The following is a 22745-nucleotide window of genomic DNA, read 5'->3' on the forward strand; positions in this document are numbered from 1 at the left end:
ATCGGCTCCGGATCAAAGCGAACTTGAAGTAGCGGGATATGGGATCAAGGCAGAAGCTTGACCACCCCATCGTCGGTTCCCACGAGGGCCTCGTCGGCCAGGTCGAGGAACAGGCCGTGATCGACCACGCCGGTGACGGCCTTCAGCGCCGCGGCCAGGGCCGCCGGCTCGGCGATCGCGCCCGAGGCCATGTCGTAGATCACGTTGCCGCCGTCGGTGACGACGATGCCCCGGTCGGCCATGCGCAGGCGCGGCGGCGGCAGGTCGAACTCGGCGGCGATGTCGGCCAGGCGGCGTCCGGTATGGGGGTGGCCGAAGCGCACCACCTCGATCGGCAGCGGGAACTTGCCCAGCACCTTCACGTGCTTGGCGGCGTCGGCGATGACGACGCAACGCTTGGAGGCCTCCCAGACCAGCTTCTCGCGCAGCAGGGCCGCACCGCCGCCCTTGATCAGGGAAAGGCCCGGGCCGATCTCGTCGGCGCCGTCGACGGTCAGATCGATCGACATGACGTCGTCCAGGGTCGCCAGCGGAATGCCGAGCTCGCGGGCGAGGCTGGCGGTGGCTTCCGAGGTGGGCACGCCGCGGACGTCGAGCTTGCGGGCCGCCAGCGCCTTGACGAACCAGGCGGCGGTCGAGCCGGTGCCCAGGCCCACGACCATGCCCGGCTCCACCAGCAGGGCGGCGGCTTCGCCCGAAGCCTTCTTCTGCGCGTCGGCGCTCATGCCTTCTTGTCCTTCTTGGCCTGCTTGAGGGCGCGGAACTTGGCCGCCCACCCGGTCTTGTTGGATTGCGGGGCGCGGCTCAGCGCCAGGTCCCCGGCCGGCACGTCGGCGGTGATCACCGAGCCCGAGCCGGTCATCGCCCCGTCGCCGATCCGCACGGGCGCGACCAGGGCCGAGTTCGAGCCGATGAAGGCGCCCGCGCCGACATGGGTCTCGAACTTCTCGAAGCCGTCGTAGTTGCAGAAGATCGTGCCGGCGCCGATGTTGGCCTTCGGTCCGACCGTGCCGTCGCCCAGATAGGTCAGGTGGTTGGCCTTGGCGCCCGCGCCGACCTTGACCTTCTTGACCTCGACGAAGTTGCCGATGTGGGCCTCAGCACCGATCTCGGCCCCCGGACGCAGGCGGGCGTAGGGGCCGATCAGGGCCCCCTCCCCGACGCTGGCGCCTTCCAGGTGGCTGAAGGCCTTGATCACCGCGCCCGAGGCGACGCTGACGCCCGCGCCGAACACCACGAACGGCTCGACGGTCACGCCCGCGGCGATCGTCGTGTCCCACGACAGGTGCACGGTCTCGGGCGCGGGCATGGTCACGCCCTCGGTCATCAGGGCGGCGCGGCGGCCGGCCTGCCAGACGGCCTCGGCCGCGGCCAGTTCGGCCTGGGAGTTGACGCCCTGCACCGCGGCCTCCGGCGCGAAGGTGGCGCGGGTGGCCAGCTTACGGTCATGGGCGATGCCGACGATCTCGGTCAGGTAGTACTCGCCCTTGGCGTTGTCGTTGCCGACGGCGGCCAGCAGGTCGAACAGCTGGGCGCGATCGGCGGCCAGGACCCCGGAATTGCAGTGCTTGAGCGCCAGGACGGCCGGCTCGGCGTCCTTGGCCTCGACGATGCGCAGCAGCACATGGCCGGGCGCCAGCACCAGGCGGCCATAGGCGCCCGGATCGGCGGCCTCGAAGCCCAGCACGGCGACATCGGCGCTGGCGGCGCGCAGATCGAACAGCGGGGCGATCACCGGCGCGGTCAGCAGCGGGCAGTCGGCATAGGTGACGACCACGTCGCCGTCGAAGTCGGCCAGGGCGTCCTTGGCGGCCAGCACGGCGTGGCCGGTGCCCAGCGGCGGATCCTGCACGACGGTCGCATCGGGGCCCAGGCGCTTGCGCGCGTGCTCGCCGACCTGCGGGCTGTGGGCGCCGACCACCACGACGATACGCGAGCAGCCCAGCGCCTGGGCCGCATCGATGGCGTGGTCGAGCATGGCGCGGCCGCCGACCCTGTGCAGCACCTTGGGCGTCGGCGACTTCATGCGCGTGCCCTGGCCGGCGGCCAGAATCACGGCGGCGCGGGGGCGACCCGTGTGATGATTGGGGGCGATCTGCGTCATGCTCGGCGCGACTCCGAAGCGAACCAAAGTTGCATTAGCCGCGCCTTTAGCCGAAAGGCCAGAGCATGTCTCTTCCGCACGCCCTCAAAGACACGACGATCGCCTTCGACCTCGACGGCACCCTGGTCGACACCGCGCCGGACCTCGTGGGCGCGCTGAACACCATCCTCGCCGAGGAGGGCCTGCCCGCCCTGCCCTTCGACGACGTGCGCAAGATGGTCGGGCGCGGCGCCAAGGCCCTGCTGGAGCGAGGCTTCGCCGCCGCCGGGGCGCCGCTGGACGCCGAACGCGCCCCAAGGCTGGTCGAGCGCTTCATCGCCATCTATCTGGGCCGCATCGCCCACGAGAGCGCGCCGTTCGAGGGCGTGGTCGAGACGCTGGAAACCCTGAAGGCTGCCGGCGCGCGCCTCGTCGTCTGCACCAACAAGCTGACCCACCTGTCGGTGGCCCTGCTGGACGCCGTGGACCTCACCCGATTCTTCGACGCCGTGGTCGGCGCCGACGACGCCCCCGCTCCCAAGCCGGATCCGCGCCACGTGCTGGCGGCCATCGCCGCGGTCGACGGCGACCCGGCTCGCGCCGTCATGGTGGGCGACAGCATCAACGACGTGCTCAGCGCCAAGGCCGCCAAGGTGCCCGCCCTGCTGGTCTCGTTCGGCTACACCGAGGCTCCGGTGGAGACGTTGGGCGGAGATCTGTTGATAGATCGCTTTTCCGAGGTGCCTAAGGCCGCAATCTCGCTTTTGGCCTCTTGCGGCGCGGAAAAGAGCGGTCTATAGCCCCCTTCCTCTCGCGGCGGGGACTTCTTCGGAAGGCCTAGCCCACACGGCGGATGCGTAGCTCAGCGGGAGAGCACCTCGTTCACACCGAGGGGGTCACAGGTTCAATCCCTGTCGCATCCACCACTTCCTTCCCAAGCATAATCTGGATCGACGCCACGGGCGCACAGGTCCCGTCAGCGCGCGCGAACGCCTGTCGCGCTCCACGCCTCGAAGCGTCAGCGATGTTCATGGATGACGAGCCCGGTGGAGCGGAGAACCGCTCCACCGGTCACGGCCGACTCGATCGCCGGCCGACGGAGTTCCTCAGGCTGCGGCGACGGGTCCGCCGAAGGTGACGCGCTTGCGCTCGCCGGTCTGGGGGTCGGTTCGGTGCAGGTTGACCTGGCGGTTGGCGAACGGGCCGTTCATCAGGTCCAGCAGCATGATCTCGGTCAGCTTGTTCTCGGCCGTGGCGAACGGCGAGATCATCTCGACCAGCCAGAGCCGATCGCCGGAGGTCCAGTCGGCGGCCTCCAGGGGCTCGCCGGCCTCAAGCTTGGCCTCGCCGGCCGCCGACAGGTTGGCCCAGATCGCCACGCCCAGGGGCAGGCTCTCCAGGCCCTCGCGGGTGAGGCCGAGCTTGGCGAACTCGGCCGGGTCGGCGTCGCTCAGCCCCGGGGTGGGACCGAAGCGGAAGATGCGGAACTGCTCGCTGACGACGGCCGGCATGAACGACCACTCCAGCGCCTTGATCTTCAGTTCACGGTGCAGCGGCGACTGGCTGAGCAGCCAGACGATCTGACCGAGGGCCTCGGCCACGGTGCGGGGCGCACCGTGGCTCTGATCGGAAGAAATGGAAGCTGAAATGGTCATCAGGACGCTCGAACATCAGGCAGCGCCGTAAGCAGCGCCAGGGATTGGGCGTGGCCGGCGCGCAGGGCGTCCGGACCGAATGCGCCCTCGTCGACGGTGAAGCCGGCCATGGCCTGCACCATCTTCAGACGGTTCTTCTGGGCCAGCGACAGGCCGCCGTCCAGCGCCGAGGGAGCCTGCGCCCCGATCAGGGAGTCGTAGTCGGCGGTCGACAGGCCCGCCCCCGACAGATCGCCCGCCTGCAGCAGCGCCGACAGGTCGGCGCTGCTCGGACGGCCCGGCGCCAGGGCGGCCAGCAGCGCAGGATCGGCCCCCGCGCCGGCGGTCGCCGGCTCGTCGACCTGCGGCTGCGCGACGTTCTCGCCCGATGCCGCCCGCGACTGCTGGGCGGCGGCCGGGGAAGACGACGAGCGGTCGATCTCGTCGAGCGGCTTTTCCTCCTGGGCCGCCTTCGACGCGGCGGAGGCGTCGACGGCGGTCTCGAGGACCTGCTCGGCGGAGACCTGCTGGTTGGAGGCCCCCTTAGCGGTGACCGAGGTCTCGGCGCCGTTCCACGCGGCCAGCTCTTCCTCGACGAGCGCTTCACGCCAGGCGTGAGGCGAAGCCAGGGCGTCGCCGAAGAGCGCGCTGGAAGGAAGAACCGGCGTCAGCAGGGCGTCGGGTTCGGAGGACTCGACGGCGGCCTCCGCGCCCAGCGGCCTGACGGCCGGCTCGGCGCTGAGGTCGTAGGACAGCATGACGTCGCCCACGGCCAGGTACGAGCCGTCCTCCAGCAGGGCGTTGGCATGCGCCAGGACGAGGTTGTCCTGGGCGCCCGCCTGGCTGGCGCCGGTCCTGGCGCCCGTCAGGTCGAGCCCGACGATCCCGACCTGGCTCAGCCGCCGCAGTTCGTCGGCCTGGCTGACGCCGTCCTGGTTGGCGTCGCGCCAGACCAGGAAGTCGCCAAAGCGCGCGTCGGCGGCGTCCAGCACGCCGTTGCCGTCGGTGTCATAGGCCGCCAGCCCCTCCAGGTCGCTGGTCGCGCCGGCCAGATCCTGGACGAACGAGATCTCCGACCCCGATCCGATGACGCCGTCGCCGTTGCGGTCGAGGGCCAGGAACGCATCGTCCTTGCCGACCCAGCCGGTGCGAACCGCCTGGCCATCGCCCAGCACGTCGAAACGAACCGTCGAGGTCGAGCGCGAGACGAGCTCCACGCCGTCGCCGTCCAGATCGATGACGACGGGCGGCAGCAGGCCGGAGCTGGCCTCCTGGCCTTCAGCCGGCGCCGAAGCGGGCGGCTCGCCGTCAGCCGGCGGCTCGGTGCTGACCAGCGTCAGCTCGACCTGCGGCGCGACGGCCAGCATCACGTCGCCGGCGGTCCCCCACGTGCCGTCGGCCCGCTGGAAGCTGGTCGTGCCGTGGATGTAGCTGTCGTCGTCGGACGCAGCGCTGTTGACCGTCTCCAGAGTGAGATTGATGGCCGTGACGCCCGCCTGGGTGAGCGTCATCAGCTCGCCCTCGTCGCTGACCGCGTCGCCGTCGAGATCGCGCCAGACGAGGAACTCGCCGAAGCGCTCGTCGCCGGCGTCGAGGAAGCCGTTGCCGTTGCTGTCGTAGGCGCGCAGGCCTTCCAGGTCGGAGATGGCTTCGAGCGCGTCGTTCACGAACGAGATCTCGGTGACGTCGCCGATCCGGCCGTCGCCGTTGCGGTCGAGGGCCAGGAAGCCGTCGCCCGACGAGATCCAGCCCATGGCGGCGTCGTCGCCCTGGCCGGTCTGGTCGAAGACGACCGTGCTGCTCAGCCTGCCAGGCAGGTTGACGCCGTCGCCGTCGAGGTCGAGCACCACCGGCGCGATGCGGGTCACCTCACCCCAACCGGCCTGGTAGTTGTAGTAGCCATACTCACCACGCTCATCGACGACATATAGGGATATCAGCCCCTCGAAGGTCCAAACATCCGGCTCGTACGGATCGATGCGCTGGTGGAGAAGCTTGATCTTCAAAGGATCGCTGCTCGTACCGACCGTCCCCGCCGAGAGCGTTTGGCCAAACCACGAAATGCCGTTCATCAGCGTGAAGGTCAGAGAACCGCCACCGCTCGAGGACACCCCCTGGAAGGTGACGAACTCGTAGTAGGAACCCTTCGTGCGATTACCGACGGTCTGGCTGGTGTGGTAGGTCGTGACCACCGGCGCTTCGTTGGCGTTGGCGACATTGATCGTCAGCAACGCGCTCCGCGGCTCGCCCGCCCCATCCTGATCGGCCACCGTGACGGTGAGATTGTAGGGACCGGGGTGGGCCTCGTAGTTGATCGCGCCGTGGACGACCACCTGCCCGGCCTCGTTGATCGCGAAGTTCTCGGCGCCATAGCCCGACAGGGTGACCTTGAGCTTTCCGTTGAGACCAACGTCAGGGTCGCCGAGAGAAACGGTTCCAACCGGCGTGCCGGGAGCCGAGTTCTCGACAACGGTCATGGTCGCTTCATTGACGAACGGCGCGTCGTTGATGTCGACCACGTTGACGGTGAACGTCTTTTCGTACTGCAGGCCGCCGGCGTCGGTGGCGCGCACCGTGATCGGCCGGCTCGCACCATCGTTGTAGCTGATCGGCGCCGACCCGACCCTCAGTTCGCCATTGGCGCCCAGGGTGAAGCGCCCGCCGACATCGCCGACCAATTCGTACTTGACGATGTTGCCTTCGGGATCGGTTCCGCCGAACGAGGCCAGCAGCGTGCCTTCCGCGGTTCGTTCGGCGACGCTGAGCCCGCCGCCCCCGATGACCCAGATGTCGGTCGGCGCCTCGTTGACGTTGGCGACGTTGACGGTGACCTGTTCCTGGCGTGTAGCCCCCGAAGGATCGCTTGCCTCGATGGTCAGGGTGTAGGACGTCACCGCCTCGTAGTTCAGAGGCCCGTTGAGGATCAGGTTCGGTCCACTGAAGGCGAACGGACCGCCGCCGACCACGCGGTAGGTCAGATTGTCGCCATCCGGGTCGCTGTGATCGAAGGGCGTCACGACCGCGCCGACGCTCGCATTCTCCGCGATCGTCAGTCCGCCCGTCGGCCAGAAGTCGGTCGGCGTCTCGTTGACGTCCTCGAAGCGATACCAGAGCCAGCTGGCGTCGTTGGACTGCAGCGAACCGTCCGTCGATCGGACGACGATGGCCACCGCCGCCTCCAGGCGGCCGTCGCCATCGCTGTCGCTGATGACGAGTTGATCGTTGGCCTGGCCCTTCAAGGTCTCGAAGTCGACGTTGATCCCGGCCCTCAGGCGCAGCTGATTGCCGCTGACATAGAACCAGTCGAACCGATCGAACACCTCGACATAGCCCGGCGTCGTGCCGTCGGGATCCGAAGCCGAAAGCGTCGCCACCAGCGTATCGCTGCTGACCCCCTCCCCGCTCATGCTGGCGACCTGATGCACCGAAGGCGCGGTCGGAGCCTCGTTGACGTTGGTCACGCCGACCGTGAACACCTCGTCGTAATAGGCGCCGTAGCTGTCGGTGACGCGGATCGTCAGGTTGTAGGACGCCGCCGCCTCGTAGTTCAGCCCGCCGTTCACTATGAGGTTCGCCCCACTGAACGCGAACGGACTGGCGCCGCTGACGATGCTGTAGGTCGCGCCGTCCGTCGTGTCGGGATCGGTGCGGGAGAACACGCCCACCACCGTGCCGACGCCGGCGTTCTCGGCCACCGACAGGCTGCCGCCGACGGTGATGTCGGTCGGCGCGTCATTGACGTCCTCGAAACGATACCAGATCTGAGCCGCCGCATTCGACTGCAATGCACCGTCCGTCGAGCGCACGCTGATCGCCAGCGCCGCCTCGTAACGGCCGTCGCCATCGCTGTCGCTGATCGTGAGCTGGCTGTCGGCCAGACCCTTCAAAGCTTCAAAGTCGACGTTGACGCCAGCCTTCAGGCGCAGCTGGTTGCCGGAGATGTAGAACCAGTCGAACCGGTCGAAGACGTCGACATAGCCCGGCGTCGTGCCGTCCGGGTCGGTGGCCGAGAACGTCGCGATCAGGGTGTCGGTCGAGACGCCCTCATTCTGCATGCTCGCGACCTGACTGACCTCCGGGTTTGTCGGACGTTCGTTGACATTGGTGACGTTGACCGTGAAGTCCTTGACGTAGGTCATGCCCGAGGCGTCGGAGACCTCGACCCAGATCCTCACCGTAGAACCGGACTCGTAGTTGACGCCGGTGCGGTCGTTGACCCGCAGCACGCCGTCGCTCGTGCCGATGACGAAGCGGCCATTGCCCCCCACGCCCCAGCCGTCGCCACGGTCGATCAGTCGATAGGTCAGCGCATCGCCATCCGGGTCGACGCCGAGAAGCGTCGCCACCGACTGGTTGGCCGCCAGCGGCGCTTCGGCCGTGTGCTCGGCGATGGTGAGCGCGCCGCTGCTGACCGAAACGCCCGTGGGCCGCGCGTTGATGGGCACTTCCAGCGTACGCGTGACGCTTGTGGCCGAACCGTTGGACGTCTCCTTGGAGATCGCCGTCACGGTCAGCGCCGCGGCGCCGACCAGATCGGCCGCCCAGTTGGCCGGACCGACCAGGGCCAGGCCCGCCAGCTGCGCGGGGCTCAGCGACCAGACGCCGCCGCCCAGGTTGGTTCCCTTGTTGAGGCCCAGGCTGGCCGGGATGTTGGAGATGCGGATCTCCAGCGTCTCGGAACCGTCGAGGTCGGTCAGGCCCGCCTGAATGTCGAGCGCCAGCGAGCCCGCGTCGAGGGTGTTGCCCAGCGGGCGCGCCTGGCCGATCGAGGGCGCGTCGGCGACGGCGTTGACCATCACCTGGAACACCCGCTCGCTCTTCACGCCGCCCGGATCCTCGGCGATCAGCTTCACCGCCGCCAGGCCCGACGCATTGGGCTTGGCCACGATGGTGATCGTGCGGTTGCCCTGGTTGTCGGGCGCGCTGATCGTCGGGGTTCCGATGATGCGCGTGTCTTCGGTGTTGGCGTTGTTGGGGTCGACCGCCTTGGCGGTGAGCGTCACCCCCTGCGGCGGGGCCAGATCGTCGGTGACGACGATGCTGATGATGACCGAACCGTCCTCGGCGATGCTCTGGTTGGCGATCGTGCTGATCGTCGGCGCACTGTTGCCGTCCCAGTAGCCGATCCAGCGCGCGTTGAAGATCGCGTCCTGGCGCAGGGCGTCATAGGCCGCCTGCGTCGTCGGCTTGGCGTGGCCGCTCATCAGGTCGACCAGGCCTTCGGCGTTGATCTGCTTGGCGTAGTGCTCGCCGCTGATGATGAAGTCGATCTTGTAGTTGGCGCGCTCGCTGGCCGTGGCCACGAGGTACCAGTCCTTGATCGTCGTCACGACCGTGGTTCCGATCACCGACACGACCAGGTCGTTGCCGCTGCGCTGGAACCACAGACGCTCGCGGTTGATGTCCTTGTAGCCAAGGACGTCGATGTCGTCGCCGTTGGGGTCGTAGTTGTAGATCGTGTCGGCGCCGGAGTTGATGTCCAGCAGGTAGGTGTCGCTGTCGTCGCCGCCGATCAGGGTGTCGTTGCCCGCGCCGCCGTCGAGGACGTCGTTGCCCGCTTCGGCCGACAGGTAGTCGTCGCCGTCGCCGCCATAGAGGCGATCGTCGCCCGTGCCGCCGTACAGCGTGTCGTTGCCGGCTCCCCCTTCGAGCACGTCGTTGCCGGCGCGCCCCGTAAGGGTGTCATTGCCGCCACCACCGGTCAGCACGTTGGCGTTGGCGTCGCCGCCGATGTTGTCGTCGAAGCCTGAGCCGATGACGTGCTGGACGTTCAGGAAGTGGTCGCCATAGCCGACGGCGACGTTCGCGTCTGAGGCCAGGCGGTTGCTGAGATCAAGGCTGAAGCCGGCGGTGAAGGTCGAGTACGAAACCGTGTTGGAGCCGGCGCCGCCATCGAAGGTGTCGATGGTCGCGCCGCCGTCCTGGTGGACGACGTAGATGTCGTCGCCGCCCTCGCCCCAGGACGCATCCTGACCGGCCCCGTCGATGATGACGTCGTTGCCCTCCCCGGCCCGGACGAAGCCGTTGACGGGCTTGCTCCAGATGTCGCCGGTCCAGTCGGTGATACGGTCGTCGCCGTCGCCGGCCTCGAGCACGTCGTCACCGTCGCCGCCCCAGAGCTGGTCGCGACCGGCTCCGCCGTAGAGCTTGTCGACACCTACGCCGCCGTCCAGCAGGTCGTCGCCGTCTTCGCCGCGCAGGGTGTCGTCGCCGAGTTCGCCGTAAAGCTTGTCGGCGCCCACCCCACCACGGATGTCGTCGGCGCCGTCGCCGCCGTACAGGTCGTCGTTGCCCGCCAGCCCCTGCAGCACGTCGGCGCCGCCAAGGCCGTAGATGATGTCGCGACCGGACTGACCGTTCAGCGTCTCACCCGCGACGGTGCCGATCAGCACGTCATCGCGATCGAGAACGTTGATGGTGACATACTTGCCAAGGCCGTAGCCGCCGGCGGCGCCAGCCTTGTCAAACACCTGAACGAAGACCTGGACCGTAGCGGCCGTCTCATAGTCGAGAGACGCCATCGCGCCGGCCTTAAGCCACAACTCGTTGCCGTTGCGGATTTCGAAGCGGGAGTCCGTGGTCTTGTAGACCAGATCGCCGAACGTGCTGCCGTAGGGCATATCGACATCGGTTCCGACAAGAACCCCGACCTTGACCGCTTCCTGGATCTCGGCGCCGACGCGGTCTCGCTCGACGATGCCCGCGAGGCTGAGGTTCAGCACCACGTCGGTGGGCGGATCGTTGAAGTCCTCGACCCGCAGCGTGACCGTCGTGGGCGCCGACGTCAGGCTTCCGTCGCTGGCGGCGACGGAGATGTCCAACGTGGCTTCCAGCGCGCCGTCGCCATCACTGTCGGCCACGGCCCAACCGGCCGCGACCAGGGACTCGAACTTGAGGGTCAGTCCCGGCTTCAGAATGATCATGTTGCCGGAGATGGCGAAGCGGTTGGCCGCCTCGCCCACGCTGGCCATCACAAGGGTCGGCGTCGTTCCGTCCGGATCGCTGAGCGTGAACGTCGCGATGGTCGAACCGGCCGCCAGGATACCCGTCGGCGTGAGCTGGTTGAGCGTCGGCGACAACACGGGCGCGTTCGGCGCCTCGTTGACGTTGTCGATGGTCACCGTGAAGGTCTTGACCATCGACAGCCCGGTCGCGTCGGTGACGCGCACCTTGATGTCGCGCGTCTTCACCGCCTCATAGTCGAGAACGGCCGAGGTCGAGGTCTTCAGCACGCCGTTCGACGTCATTTCGAAGTACGGCGTGGCCTCATCGAGCGTATAGGTCAGCACGCCGCCGTCGGGATCGGTGGCCGCGAACTGACCGACTGTCGCCCCCAGAGCGTTTTCGACGACACGCAGCGGGGCAAGCGACTGCAGGCCCACCGGCGCCTCGGCGACGTCGTGCACGTCGATGTGCAACGTCAGCACCGAGCTCAGACCGTCGGGATCCGTGGCCAGGATCTTGACGTCGTAGCCCGCGCCGTCGGCGGACTCGTAGTCAAAGCCGCGCGTAATCACCAGTTCACCGCTGCTGAACAGCACGAAGCGACCACCCGCGTCGTCGATGAGCGACAGCGTTACTTGCTGGATGTCGGGATCCGCCCCGCTCAGCACCGCCGCAGTGACCCCGCCAAATTGATTTTCTGCGATGCCCGACGAATGAACGACGACGTAGGGCGCTTCCTTGACGTTCTCGACCTCGATCGTCCAGGGAACATCGATGCTTGCACCCTGATTGTCGGTGACCCGAACGACGATCTGGTGCTGCCACTGCGCTTCCCGGTCGAGCACCACGCCCTCGCGGACGCTGAGCACGCCGCTCGGCGACAGCTCGAACCGGCCGCCGGCGCTGTCGAGCAGGCTGTAGACCAGCTCCGAGGCGGCATTGTCGGGATCGGCGGCGCTGAACGCCCCGACCGTTCGATCGGTCAACGCCCCCTCGGCCACCGTCGCCTTGGACAGGAACATCTGCCTGGGCGCGTCGTTGACCGGATTGACGGTCACCGAAACGGTCTGCTGAACCGTGAAGCCATCGGCGTCGGTCACTGCGATGACGAAAGAATCCTGGCCGTTGGCGTCGGCGTTCGGAACGTAGGTCCAGGAGCCGTTCGTCGCGAGCGTCACGCTGCCGAACGCCGGACCGGTCGCCAGCGAATAGCCGGTGATGTTGTTGTTGGGGTCGAGGGCTCCGACGCTTCCGGAAATGGTGTTGTCTTCGTTGATCGTCGCCGTGAAGGGGCTGACGACGGGCGCAGCCTTTCCGCCCAGGTGCCAGTAGGACGCGATCAGGTCCTTCACCGACTGGGGCATGGCCTCCGGCACGGTGGCGGACGCCGTCTGCATGGCGTTGAAGTACGGCGTGTAGCCGGAGATGTAGAGCGTGCGGTCATCCAGCGCGATCGATTTGACCTTGGAGCTGGATCGGCCGATTTCGCCGCCCAGCACGGTGATCTGCGTGTCCGTGCCCAGGATGCTGATGATCAGGTCGGAACCCGAGCGGCTGAACCAGACCTGATCGGCCGTCACCCCCGTCAGCACGATCTGCGCGCTGACGCCGGTGCGACCTTCAACCGTATCCGCGCCCGAGTTGGCGTCGAAGACGTAGACGTTGTCGCCCGAGCCGCCGTCGAGCACATCGCTGCCCGCGCCGCCGACCAGCGTGTCGTTGCCGGCGCCGCCGGTGAGCGAGTCGTCGCCGTCGCCGCCGACCAGTTCGTCGTCGCCGTCATCGCCGTACATCTCGTCGTCGCCGGCCCCGCCGGAAAGGCGGTCCTTGCCCGCCCCGCCCCAGAGCTCGTCGACGCCGTCGTCGCCGGTCAGCTGATCGTCGCCGTCGCCGCCCTTCAGGGTGTCGTCGCCCGCGCCGCCGGCCAGGATGTCGTTGCCCGCCCCGCCTTCCAGCAGGTCGATGCCGGCCTCGCCCGACAGGGCGTCATCGCCGGCCCCGCCCAGCAGGACGTCGTTGCCCTCGCCGCCGACCAGGACGTCGTCGCCGTCGCGGCCGTCCAGCGTGTCGTTGCCGCCGAGACCGAACAGCCGGTTGCCGCGCGCATCGCCCTGCAGGGTGTCGCCGAAGCCGTCCGAGCCGACCACGTGCTCGATCGTGCTGACGCCATTGGCCATGACGATGATGTCGCCCTGGGCATGACCGCCAGAGGCCGCGCCGGTCGCCAGGTCGATCGCCACCGCCGCGTCGCTGAGGACGTAGCGGATGGTGTCGCCCCAGCCCGAGCCGGCCGTGGCCGCCTGGCCGTCGGTCTGGCTGTCGGTACCGCCGTCGAGCGTGTCGGCCCCCAGCCCGCCTTCGAGGACGTCGTCGCCCTCGTCGCCATAGAGCTTGTCGCTGTTGGCGCCGCCCGCGATCACGTCGTTGCCGGCCAGGCCGTGCAGCACGTCGGCCGTGCCCTGGCCGATGACGAAGTCGTCGTCGGCCGTCGCCGTCTCCCCGACCAGCCGGACCTTGGTCAGGTCGGCCGACTGGCCGTCGGCCAGCAGCAGGGTCTCCACCGCGCCGCCGGCGGCGGCGTAGGTGTTGATGGTGACGTAGTTGTTGCTGTCGACCGCGACCTTCAGGCCCGCGCTGCCGCGCGTGATGGTCAGGTTCGAGAAGCTGATCCCCACGCCCATGGCCAGGGTGTCGGAGCCGCCGTCGCCGGCGTCGATCCGCTCGTTGACGACCTGCGCCCCGTTGCCCGACCGCGAGGCCGTGCCCTTCCACTGCTGGTTGCTGTAGGGCCAGGCCGTGCCGGCCGGCGCGGCCGCCTGCGGCGCGGTGTAGAGGAAGTCGACCCCGGCGCGGCTCTCATAGACCACGGCGCTGTCGGACACCCGGCGCACCACCAGCTGATACTGGTAGAAGTCGCCGGTGACGCCCGTGGCCGGACCGTACTGCAGCAGGGTCCACTCGGCGACGAAGGCGCTGTCCAGCACCCCGGCCGTGTTGACCACCTCCTCGACGACCAACACGCCCTCGTAGACCACCTCGGCGCCGTCGCCGAGATTGAACTCGTAGGTGTCGTCGCCGGCGCCGCCCCACATCCGGTCCGAACCCTTGCCGGCGATCAGGCGATCATCGCCCGCCGAGCCGGCCAGGCGGTCGGCGTTGACCGTGCCTTCCAGGCCCTCGATGTCGGTGTAGACGTCGCCCTTGGCCGCGCTGCTGTTGGCCCAGCTGGCGTCGAGATAGGCCCGCACCGCGTTGACCGCCGAGGCGTAGGAGGCCACGTCGACCCCCGCCCCGCCGAACAGGTAGTCCGCGCCGTCGCCGCCTTCGAGCACGTCGTCGCCGGCCCCGCCGTAGAGGAAGTCGCCGCCGAGGCCGCCCTTGAGCACGTCGAAGCCGTCACCGCCGGTGATCAGGTCGTTGCCCGCCCCGCCGTCGATGACGTCGTCGCCGCCGCCGCCCGTGATCCAGTCGCCGGCCGCCGTGCCCGTCAGGGTGTCGGCAAGATCGGTGCCGCCGCCCACCACGGTGTAGGAGATCATGTTGCTGACGCCGGTGGCGGCGAAGCTGAACTTCTCGATCGGGCGCTGCTCGACGCCCGTGGCCGACCACCAGCCCTTGATCGTCACGCTGTCGGCCGCGCCGGTGAAGCCGACGCTGGAATCGACCGACGAGACGACGATCCGCAGGTCCGAGCCCACCTGCTGCAGCAGCAGGTCCTGGACGTCGACGCCGATGGCGAACTCCAAGGTGTCGACGCCGCTGTTGGCGGCCTCGACGCCGTTCAGGGCGCCCAGATGGCGGCGCAGGGTCTTGGTCGTGTCGTCGTAGTCGTAGTTGTAGCCGTCCACCCACTGGGTGCTGTCGAAATAGACGTCGCCGTTCTTGGTCACCGTGCCGTCGGCGTTGAGGACGTAGCCGTTGACGTAGGCGCCGTTCTGCCAGACGACCTCCCAGTTGTTGACCAGCTCGTCCGACACCGTGTCTCGGCCGTCGCCGCGGGCATAGCGGATGACGTCGTCGCCGGCCCCGGTGATGACGATGTCGTCGCCCTTGCCGCCGGCCAGGATGTCGGAGCCGGAACCGCCGTAGAGGCGGTCGGCGCCGCCGTCGCCCAGCACCGTGTCGTTGCCCGCGCCGCCGATGACGACGTCGTCGCCGCCACCGCCGGCCACCAGGTCGTTGTCGGCGTCGCCGGACACCAGGTCGTTGCCCAGACCGCCGAAACCGAAGTCGTCGCCGGCCAGGCCGAACATCTTGTCGGCCCCGTCGGTGCCGACGATCCAGTCGGCGCCGGCCGTGCCGATGATCACCGAATTGCCGGCCACCCCGACGATGTAGGAGGTGATGTCGGCGATGCGCACCTCGTCGCCGTTGGCGAAGCGCAGCCACTCCACCTTGCGGGTGCTTTCGAACCAATCCTTGATGGTCAGCACGTCGCCGGTCGGAACGATCTGGCCGGCGTCGTTCTTGACCACCAGCTCGATGATCAGGTCCATGCCCGTCACGCCGTCCTCGCTGGAGCGGCGCATGATCAGATTGTCCATGCCCACGCCCAGGCCGAAGACGATCGCGTCCTCGCCGCCCTTGACCGAGCCGTCGACCTCGTAGTCGCCGCCGCCGGCCCAGTTGCGGGCCAAGAGGCCGGCGTTCATCTGGCTGATGCGGCTGTAGATCGAGTCCGCTGTCGCCCCGGCCACGCCGGCCGGATCGGACTCGTCGAAGATCACGTCCCGGCCGTCGCCGAAGCCGAACACGTACTGGTCCGAGCCCGCGCCGCCGAGGATGGCGGCCGCGCCTTCGGCGCCCTGGTCGTCGCCGGCCCCGCCCTCGAGAATGTCGCCGCCGGCACCGCCGACCAGCAGGTCGACGCCCTCGCCGCCCTTCAGCCAGTCCGAGCCCTTGCCGCCGTAGAGACGGTCGTTGCCCGCCCCGCCGTCCAGCAGGTCGCCGTTGCCGCCATTGACCGCGACCGCGGCCTCCTGGTCGAACGCCCCGCCGGCCAGCAGCGTCGCCTGCGACACCACCCCGGCCGACACCACGTCGCCCGCGAACAGCACGTCGTCGCCGTCCTCGCCGAACAGCCAGTCGTCCAGCTTGCCGCCGACCAGGACGTCGTCGCCTTCACCGCCGAGGACGTCGTTGCCGAGATCACCGGCCTGGACATAGTCGTCGCCCGCGCCGGCATTGATGACGGCGGCGACGGGGATGAGGTTGCCGCTAGTATCGAGCTGCACTGCATCCAAAGTGACGCCAGGAGCGAACAAGACTTTGTCGCCCGTGATCATGATCACATCCGCAGCGGAAGATCCGTCTATCTTGGACTTACTGCCTTCGTCGATCTGATCGCCAAGCGTGGCGATAACCTCTCCAAGTTCGTCTACGAACTCGTACCGACGCATTCCATCTTGAAGGACATGATTGAGGATACCTGTGAAGACCGAGTTGCCGTCGATCATCCCGTCGGCGACCTCGTCCAAGAAGACCGTCCACCCCCCGATCCAGTCCGTGAAGCTGCGCTTGTCGAGACCAAGTTCCTGCACGCGCGCGAACGTAAGGGCCCAACCAGCCGCGAAGGCGCTCCCAGGCTCTGCAGCTATGAGCGCGTTAATCGTCGCAGGTTCAAGCAGATACTTCGCGTAGTCTGCTGCAATCGAAAAATCACCGACCAAAGACTGCACATCGAAGTCGGTATAATCTGACATTCTAAGCTGAGCAGCCAGGGTGCGTTTTAGGTAAATGTCGCCCCCCGCCAAACGCGTCACCATATCTGTCAGACCATCGTAGAGGCCGGCAGATATGATTTCCCCCATATCTTTCGATCGGTACTGACCGCCAGGATTGCGATTCCAATAGACATATTGGTTGTTACGCATTCCGAACTGCGGCTTTAGACCGCTTTCACCGAGAAGCGTCCCTCCAGTCGTCTGCAGAACGCCATTAAGGCCATCGGCAACGCTGCCCGCAAGCGCTGCAGCGGCGTCGCGGGACCCGCCGCGCTTGGCGTGAATGTCGTAAACTTTATAGCTTTCGCTACCATCGTCCCAAGAGACAGTCGCATAAGACTTCGAGGCGCCGAACATAGAACCGATCAGTCCGCCCGTTATCTTGTCGATAGCGACGATCAGCACTGCGGCAGCAAACGTATAGATGTTGAAGCCCATCGTCTTCAGGAACATCGCGGCCCGAATGGCGCCGATCCCCTGACCAATGGACGCACCGATCTGACCGTAGGCGCTCGACGGCTTCCAGACGGCGTCAGCAAGCTTCCCACCCGCATAGCTGGCGAGGATGTTGCCAACCTTTATCGAGCCAAGGCCGGCAAAAAGCCCGGTTCCAGTTTGCGCGAAGGTGGGGAGATTGGTGATGATCTGCCCGATGGCTTGCCCACCTATCGAGGTGGCCAAATCGCCAACGACAGTCCCCTCCAATCCAAGCGCGTCGATCAACTCGGCCGCCAAGTAGGAAGAAACCGCGCCGAGTCCAGCACCCGCCAGATTGTTGAGCAATTCTTGCGGCAAGTCAGAGAGGATATTAAACGCTCCTCCCGTCTTAAGCGGCATTAAGATACCACCGGCATCTATGCCCTCCAACACATTCTCGCCTATGGTGCTGAAAACGCCATCAACCAAAACTCTGGCCAACGGATCACTGGTCTGAATAAGTTGAGAAAATACGGAACCCAGCTGCCGGCCTATATCCCCCATTTCCGCGTTATTCTTGAGATCCTCGAAGTCCGTTTGGATCAAGGCCATGCCTCTGAGGGCATCCTCCAACTGGTCGACTTGATTCTGCTCTTTAAAATTCAGACGGCGGAATTTGGCCACATCCTGCGCAGCCAACCCCTTGCCATTGTTGACTATTTCTCCGCCGTCAAAATTCGGCAACGGATCGGAATATTCATAAATGGGTCGATCGGAAAATCCACTCGTATCCCAACCGACGAACGTCTTGCTTGCGTCACTAATCTTTCTAACTTTGTCGGCGATCCGCCAGAAAACCAGGGCCGGAAGCACAAATCCGCCGCCAGCAGCCCTCATAGAATCCGCGAAATTCTCCAAAACCTTCATGTCGCCATCACGGATCATATTCACCATTGTCAATGCAGTGGTGTCCACGAACCTTTGAAGCCGTTCAGGATTGGAGAATATATAATTTCCAATTGTCCCAGAACCACCTCCACTTGGATAGGTTACAACCTGGTGCCAATAGTAAAATGACCCACCCCAACCAGCAAAATCGACAACTCCACCGCCGGTAATGGCGCCATAAACATCGTATTCAATAATATCTCTGAACGACGGAACCTCGCCGCGATCGATAACGCTGTTAATAAACTCAATAGCGATATCATTTGAGGTTTTCTGCAGAAGCTGATTTGACACGGGTCGCCCCGCCATCGCCAAGCCAATTGCAGTATGCGATCGAATGAATATGCTAGCTAGACTGCTACCCTTATTTATGCCAATAGCCTGCTGAAGCCAGAATTTACGACTCGAGTCGAGCTGGCCGCCAACTTCGTCATATATTTTTTGATATGCGGAATTCCATTTCGCAGGATTTGTCGACTTGTAATTTATAAGCCACGACTTCAGCTCTGGGCTAATCCGAATTGCAGCTTCATTAGACATGACTCTTCACCCTTCCCCACAACCCGCATTGAATTTCAGAAGACGACGACCAGATTTCAATATATCCGGGATCTTTTCAGAGGCCGCCCCGGGAACGACCAGATACAATCCCTCACTCGCGCTTCGATCGATTACCCAAATTCGACAAATCGAACTTTCTCGATCCGAGCGACCAAATACCTCTGCGCCATAGCAGGCACCAAATATGTTACCGTCATCATTTCGTATGAAATGACCGTCAGATAGAATACCGCCCCTCCGAATATATTCTCGACCAGTCAATTTTGATCTGGAAGCCACAACCTCACAGGGAGTATTCCGCATAACATCACGAGATACACCTACACACGGCATTATGCGCGCAAAGACTATGCCAGAACTTCCCGTATATCCCCCCTCAAAATCAGACGTTCTTGCTTCAAAATGAGGCCCATCACGAACAAGATCGGGGTACTTTTCAATCGGAACATAGACCCAAGGAGATATCGATCGACTACTTCCGAGGCATCTGGCCTCAACCCTGCCCCTCAAAGCAGAAGGCGAAAAATCGCACCCGGAAAGCACGAAAGAACACGTCAGAGCGATCGTAATCGCTGAAGTACGCGCCCACCCCAACACTCGCCCCTTACTTCCCGTGCTGGGAGAGGCCCTCATCGCTCCCGCCCCCCTTCGAGCACCCGGCGCGCCAGGGGCGACAGCAGGTAACTGATGATCCGCCGGCGGCCGGTCTTGATTTCGGCGGTGGCGGCCATGCCGGGGGTGACGGCGATGCGGCGGCCGTCGACGGAGATCCAGGGGTCCTTGAGGCGGACAATGGCCGCGTAGACTAGGCCCTGTTTCTCGTCCTTTATGGCGTCGCGGCTGACGTGTTCGACCACGCCGTGGATCACGCCGTAGCGGGTGAAGGGGAAGGCCTCGAGCTTGACCTCGACGGGCTGGCCCTCGCGGACGAAGCCGGCGTCGCGGTTGAGCAGCTGGACCTCGACGATCAGTTCGCCGCCGCGCGGCACCAGCACCATCAGCGGGTCGGCCGGCTTGACCACACCGCCCAGGGTGTGGACCTGCAGCTGCTGGATCACCCCGTCCTGCGGGGCCTTGAGCACGGTCAGGCGGGCCTTCTCGCTGGCCTTGGAGAGCTCCTCACCGCGCAGGCGGCGGTTGGCCTCGGCCTCGGTGAGGGCGTCGAGCACCTCGCGCGAGAAGCCGCCGCGGGCCTTGGCCAGCTGTTCGCGGGCCGAGGCGAGCGCGGCCGCGGCCTTGTAGCGCTCGGCGTGGCGGATCGCGAGATCCTGGCGCATGCCGACCAGCTGCTGCTCCATCTCCGAGACCCGCATGCGCGGGGCGTAGCCCTGGCGGGCCAGCGACTTGAAGCCGTCGAGGCGATCGGTCAGCAGCGGGATCTGGGCGCGCAGCTTCTCGATCTCGTTGTCGATCATCCGCAGCTCGCCCTCGCGCTGGCCAAGGTCGGCCTGCAGGCCCGAGACGATGGCCGACTGCTCGGCCTTCTTGGCGGCGACGAAGGCGCGCTGGGTGGCGACCGTCTCGCCGTCGGCCCCGCCAGGCGCAATGAAGCCGGTCCCGCCGCCGCCGGCGTAGCGCACCAGGGCCTTGGCGCGCTCGGCGTCGATCTCGGCGCTGAGCAGGCTCTGGCGGGCCTGGGCGACGTCGGCGCTGGTGGTGGTGGGGTCGAGCTCGATCAGCGGCTGGCCGGCGCGCACGCTCTGACCCTCGACCACGTGCAGGGCCCGCACCACGCCGTAGTCGGCCGGCTGGATGACCTTGACCTGGCCGCGCGGCACGGTCTTGCCCTGGGCAGCGGCGACGACGTCGACCTTGCCCAGGATCGACCAGGCCAGGGCCAGCGCCAGAAAGACCATGATGAACCAGAGGATCGCCCGCCCCATCGGGTTGGGCGGGGTCTCCAGCACCTCGAGCGCGGCCGGCAGGAAGGCGGTCTCGTCGCGCGGGGTCTTTTCCCGCTCGGCCTTGCGGGCGTCGCGCAGGCTGTCCTGCAGCACGTCCCAGTGACGGGTCAGGGTCGCGATCACGCCGCGCCTCCCTCGGTCACGCCCATCTGCTTGCGATAGAGCTGGGCGTAGCGGCCGCCCTGGCGCAGCAGTTCATGGTGGTCGCCGATCTCGGTGATGCGGCCGCGCTCGACGGTGACGATGCGGTCGGCCTGACGAACGGCCGACAGGCGGTGGGCGATGATGATCACCGTGCGTCCGTGGGCCATGCCCTTGAGGTTGGCCTGGACGATCTCCTCGCTCTCGGCGTCGAGGGCCGAGGTCGCCTCGTCGAAGATCAGGATCTTGGGCCGCGCGGCCAGGGCCCGGGCGATCGCCAGGCGCTGGCGCTGGCCGCCCGACAGGTTGGCCCCGCGCTCGTGGATGACCGTGTCGTAGGCGTCGGGCAGTTCGAGCACGAACTCGTGGGCGCCGGCCATCTTGGCGGCGGCCACCACCGTCTCCATCGGCATGGCCGGATCGGCCAGGGCGATGTTCTCGCGCACCGTGCGATTGAAGAGGATGTTTTCCTGCAGCACCACGCCCACCTGGCGGCGCAGCCAGGCCGGATCGACCACGGCCAGGTCGACGCCGTCGACCAGCACGCGGCCACGCTCGGGCGTGTGGAGGCGCTGGATCAGCTTGGTCAGGGTCGACTTGCCCGAGCCCGAGGGCCCGACCACGCCGATCACCTCGCCCGGCGCGATCTCCAGGTCGAGGTCGGTCAGCACCTGCGGGCCGTCGGCCTTGTAGCGGAACGACACCTTTTCCAGCGCGATGCGGCCCTCGATGGCCGGCAGGCGCGAGCGCGAGGTCGAGGCCACCGGTTCGGTCGGGGAATTGAGGATGTCGCCCAGCCGCTCGACCGAAAGGCGCGCCTGCTGGAAGTCCTGGGCCAATTGGGCCAGGCGCAGCACCGGGCCCGAGACCTGGCCGGCCAGCATGTTGAAGGCCACCAGTTCGCCGACGGTGAGGTTGTCGCCCACCACCAGCCGGGCGCCGAAGAACAGCAAGGCCACGCCGGCCAGCTTGTTGATCAGCTGGATCGCCTGGGAGCCCCAATTGGACAGCATGCGCGCATCGAAGCTCGACTTGATGTAGCCGGCCAGCTGCCGCTCCCAGCGGGCCTGCATCTGCGGCTCGACCGCCAGGGCCTTCAGCGTCTCGACGCCGGTCACCGCCTCGACCAGGAACGACTGGTTCTCGGCCCCGCGGGCGAACTTCTCGTCGAGCTTGCGACGCAGGGCCGGCCCGACCAGCAGCACCACCGCCGCGTAGAGCGGCAGGGTGATCAGCACGATCAGCAGCAGCCAGGGGCTGTAGAGCCACATCACGGCCAGGAAGATCGAGGCGAACAGCAGGTCGAGAACGGCCGTCAGGGCCGACGAGGTCAGGAACTCGCGGATGTTCTCAAGCTCGCGCACGCGCGCCACGGAGTCGCCGACCCGCCGGCTCTGGAAATAGGCCATCGGAAGATGGGTCAGGTGCGAGAAGAGCTTGGAGCCGAGCTCGGCGTCCACCCGGCTGGTCGTGTGCGAGAACAGGTAGGTGCGCAAGCCGCCCATGGCGACGTCGAAGACCGAGACCACCAGCAGGCCGACGGCCAGCACTTCCAGCGTGGTCAGGCTCTTGTGGACCAGGACCTTGTCGATCACCACCTGGAAGAACATCGGGGTGATCAGGCCCAATACCTGCAGGAACAGCGAGGCCAGCAGCACGTCGCGCAGCAGGTTGCGGTACTTGACCAGGGCCGGGATGAACCAGCTGACGTCGAACCGCCGCGCCCCGCCCGCGACATGCTCGCGCGTGGTCATCAGCAGGAACTGGCCGCTCAGGATCGCGCCGGCCTCGACCGCGTCCAGAGCCATCGGCCGACCGGCGTCCACGTCGTAGACCAGCAGCCGGCCGCCCTGGGCCTGCAGCAGGACCATGCACGTTCCGTCCTTGCGCAGCGCCAGGGCCGGCGACGGCAACCGCTCGATCCGATCGATACGGGACGAGGCCAGCTTGGCGCGGATCTCCAGCCGCTTGGCCAGTCGCAGCAGATCGCCCGGCGACAGGTCTGCGGCCGGCACGCCCAGGCTGTGGGAGAGCTGCTCGGGATCCAGGCTGATGTTCAGGAAGGCGGCCACCGCCACGAAGGCGGTGAGCAACGGGGTCGCAGGCGCGTTCGAAACGTCGAACGCCGCATCGCCATCAAGCGGCACGACGGCTCTCCATGCAGGAGAACCGGATCTGACGAACGCCCCACATACTCAACCCCACCAAGTTGGAAGCATCGTTGCACAACTGTAATTGATGACAACCAACGGCTGTGTTTAGCTTCGCCTTATCCACACCTTTTGCTACAGTTTGCCCGCGCCCTCCCCGAAAAGTCGTACAGCGGATTCCGCCGGATGACTGCGGCCAGGGACCGACATGGACGCGGGCGGTTGGCCGTCGCGCTCCA

General features: G+C 66.6%; 9 protein-coding genes and 1 tRNA gene. 4 read left to right on the forward strand and 6 right to left on the reverse strand.

Annotated elements, in window-relative coordinates; all coding sequences use genetic code 11:
- Positions 1-44 precede the first annotated feature (44 nt).
- Positions 45-725 carry a ribose-5-phosphate isomerase RpiA gene (gene rpiA, locus G5B46_RS03875; RefSeq protein WP_165256218.1) on the reverse strand — a complete coding sequence of 227 codons (681 nt, stop codon included), beginning with the start codon at positions 723-725 and terminating at the stop codon, positions 45-47.
- The gene (gene glmU / locus G5B46_RS03880) at positions 722-2104 is read right to left on the reverse strand and encodes a bifunctional UDP-N-acetylglucosamine diphosphorylase/glucosamine-1-phosphate N-acetyltransferase GlmU (RefSeq protein ID WP_165256220.1); all 1383 of its coding nucleotides are present in this window, start codon (positions 2102-2104) and stop codon (positions 722-724) included. The genes rpiA and glmU overlap by 4 nt, the downstream gene beginning before the upstream one ends.
- A gap of 65 nt (positions 2105-2169) precedes the next feature.
- Between glmU and gph the strand changes: the two genes are divergently transcribed.
- Together gph and G5B46_RS03890 are read left to right on the forward strand one after the other, a co-directional pair.
- Positions 2170-2883: a phosphoglycolate phosphatase gene (gene gph / locus G5B46_RS03885; RefSeq protein ID WP_165256222.1), complete on the forward strand. Its 714-nt coding sequence runs from the start codon at positions 2170-2172 to the stop codon at positions 2881-2883.
- A gap of 51 nt (positions 2884-2934) precedes the next feature.
- A tRNA-Val gene (locus G5B46_RS03890) sits at positions 2935-3009 on the forward strand.
- Between the two features lie 180 nt (positions 3010-3189).
- On the opposite strand, the gene G5B46_RS03895 is transcribed toward G5B46_RS03890, so the two are convergent.
- On the reverse strand, positions 3190-3738 hold the full coding sequence (locus G5B46_RS03895; protein WP_165256224.1) for a toxin-activating lysine-acyltransferase: 549 nt from the start codon (positions 3736-3738) through the stop codon (positions 3190-3192).
- Entirely contained in the window at positions 3738-15896 is a 12159-nt protein-coding gene (locus G5B46_RS24255; RefSeq protein ID WP_346764863.1) for a cadherin domain-containing protein, read from the reverse strand. The genes G5B46_RS03895 and G5B46_RS24255 overlap by 1 nt, the downstream gene beginning before the upstream one ends.
- 768 nt (positions 15897-16664) lie before the next feature.
- Between G5B46_RS24255 and G5B46_RS24260 the strand changes: the two genes are divergently transcribed.
- Together G5B46_RS24260 and G5B46_RS24265 are read left to right on the forward strand one after the other, a co-directional pair.
- A complete protein-coding gene (locus G5B46_RS24260; protein WP_165256226.1) occupies positions 16665-17225 on the forward strand; it encodes a hypothetical protein in 561 nt (186 codons plus the stop codon).
- Between the two features lie 99 nt (positions 17226-17324).
- A complete protein-coding gene (locus tag G5B46_RS24265; protein WP_165256228.1) occupies positions 17325-17879 on the forward strand; it encodes a hypothetical protein in 555 nt (184 codons plus the stop codon).
- Positions 17880-18940: 1061 nt separating this feature from the next.
- Here G5B46_RS24265 and G5B46_RS03955 read toward each other — a convergent pair.
- Together G5B46_RS03955 and G5B46_RS03960 are read right to left on the reverse strand one after the other, a co-directional pair.
- Positions 18941-20338, reverse strand: coding sequence for an HlyD family type I secretion periplasmic adaptor subunit (locus G5B46_RS03955; RefSeq protein ID WP_165256230.1), 1398 nt, complete (start codon positions 20336-20338; stop codon positions 18941-18943).
- Positions 20335-22503 carry a type I secretion system permease/ATPase gene (locus G5B46_RS03960; RefSeq protein ID WP_346764864.1) on the reverse strand — a complete coding sequence of 723 codons (2169 nt, stop codon included), beginning with the start codon at positions 22501-22503 and terminating at the stop codon, positions 20335-20337. The genes G5B46_RS03955 and G5B46_RS03960 overlap by 4 nt, the downstream gene beginning before the upstream one ends.
- Positions 22504-22745 lie beyond the last annotated feature (242 nt).

The sequence above is a fragment of the Caulobacter sp. 602-2 genome (assembly GCF_011043625.1).
Lineage (GTDB): Bacteria > Pseudomonadota > Alphaproteobacteria > Caulobacterales > Caulobacteraceae > Caulobacter.

What these genes read in the sequence shown, in the direction of transcription:
- gph (WP_165256222.1), top strand. Translation starts at nt 2,170, where the DNA reads ATGTCTCTTCCGCACGCCCTCAAAGACACGACGATCGCCTTCGACCTC.
- glmU (WP_165256220.1), bottom strand. Translation starts at nt 2,104, where the DNA reads ATGACGCAGATCGCCCCCAATCATCACACGGGTCGCCCCCGCGCCGCC.
- rpiA (WP_165256218.1), bottom strand. Translation starts at nt 725, where the DNA reads ATGAGCGCCGACGCGCAGAAGAAGGCTTCGGGCGAAGCCGCCGCCCTG.
- G5B46_RS03895 (WP_165256224.1), bottom strand. Translation starts at nt 3,738, where the DNA reads ATGACCATTTCAGCTTCCATTTCTTCCGATCAGAGCCACGGTGCGCCC.